Here is a 1,555-nt window from a genome sequence, read left to right on the forward strand (position 1 = left end):
ATGAAAGACGTGGCGGCTACTGTTTTGAGCAAAACTTATTGCTACGCTCAGTCTTGCTCGCCCTTGGCTTTAAGGTCAAAAATTTAGCAGCCCGTGTACTGTGGAATCTTCCACAAGGAACGATTACTCCCCGCTCTCATATGCTGCTTTTAGTAGAGATTGACGAACGCGAATATGTTGCAGATGTAGGATTTGGGGGATTAACACTCACCGCTCCTTTGTCTATGATCCCAAACATTGAACAGATTACACCGCATGAAATGTTTCGATTGATAATGGCTGGCTACACCTACATTATGCAAGCATACATTGGTCAGGAGTGGAAATCGCTTTATAGTTTTGATCTGCAAGAGCAACAACTCGCTGATTATGAGGTCAGCAATTGGTATGTCTCAACTCATCCAAACTCACGTTTTGTGAGCACACTGATAGTTGCTCGACCAGATATAAATTGTCGATATGCATTACAAAACAATAAATTTACAACGTATCATCTCGATGGTCAAAAGCAGTCGCTTGTACTCAATACTGTGAGTGATTTACGTACCGTACTGGAGCAAGTATTCTGTTTGACCTTACCTGAGATTCCTGATCTTAACACTACCTTACAAGAGTTAGTTGAGTAGGCTGCACCCTTGTATGTTTCAATAAACTTAAGTTGCTAGTTAACTCAAATACTTGAAGAGTGCTCATAACGGGACTTAGATTAAAACGGATTGCTTTCAAACTAAATTTCTTGCCAATAATTTGAATCACATTGTTCTCCTTTGCATTGGCAAGCTTTGGACGGTTCTCTGACAAGCCAGAGTTTCCAATCTTTCTTTCTAAGAGCATCAAACTGCGCTCTGGCTAATTCACTATTCTCATTACTGGAAATGTTTAAGGTAATATGCCAAGATTTACTGTGCTTTTTACCTTTTATTCTCTCAAATTTCTGTTGTTTTAATTTAGCAGCGAATTTATCTAAAAGGTCACTGTTGAAAGAGACTCTATAGCCTAAGTCATTACCATTTTTATCATGCTTTGTTTCAATCCAGTAATCTTTGCCCTCAACCTTTTTACGAAAGCTATATGGATGAGCATTATGAATCTCCTTCCAGATATTATTCAAAATGGTTTTCTGGCTTTTTTGGCAAGCATGAGAATTACTAAATCCAGTAATAGTCACATGGTAACCACCCCATTTAACATTTTCTTCATATCCTGGGGAGAGATAAACAGCATATTTATGATCGCGTGGTGATGAGCAGTCTTTAGAGATGTCTTCATTAATAGAAGTCATTAAATTAAGTCCCCGGAGTAAAAAGGCGATCGCAAGTAATACTCAAGTTAGCACCCAGTATGTCAAACCTGCGATCCCAAAGGCGGGCTGCGCCGGAGCTTGTATGTGGTAGAGAAATTTAGCAGTTGGCGAGAAAGACTATCTCAATCCTCATCAAATTTGGATCGTGAAATCTGATGCAGTCAGTGAGGGGTTACCTGTAAAGATGGCAAACTCTGCTCCAGTACCAAAGCCAGATGCAACTCCATTTTGATTGTAAAAGAGCGTTCCACT

2 protein-coding genes are annotated in these 1,555 nt (G+C 39.7%); one reads left to right on the forward strand and one right to left on the reverse strand.

What is annotated here, in order from left to right:
• On the forward strand, window positions 1-626 hold a 626-nt coding region (locus H6G41_RS34505; RefSeq protein ID WP_190752885.1), incomplete at its 5' end, for an arylamine N-acetyltransferase.
• Window positions 627-727: 101 nt separating this feature from the next.
• Here H6G41_RS34505 and H6G41_RS34510 read toward each other — a convergent pair.
• The gene (locus H6G41_RS34510) at window positions 728-1,282 is read right to left on the reverse strand and encodes a hypothetical protein (protein WP_190752886.1); all 555 of its coding nucleotides are present in this window, start codon (window positions 1,280-1,282) and stop codon (window positions 728-730) included.
• Window positions 1,283-1,555: the final 273 nt, after the last annotated feature.

This window comes from Tolypothrix sp. FACHB-123 (genome assembly GCF_014697075.1).
Classification (GTDB): domain Bacteria; phylum Cyanobacteriota; class Cyanobacteriia; order Cyanobacteriales; family Nostocaceae; genus Aulosira.

Coding starts and splice junctions, on each gene's coding strand:
- H6G41_RS34510 (WP_190752886.1), bottom strand. CDS start 1,282: ATGACTTCTATTAATGAAGACATCTCTAAAGACTGCTCATCACCACGC.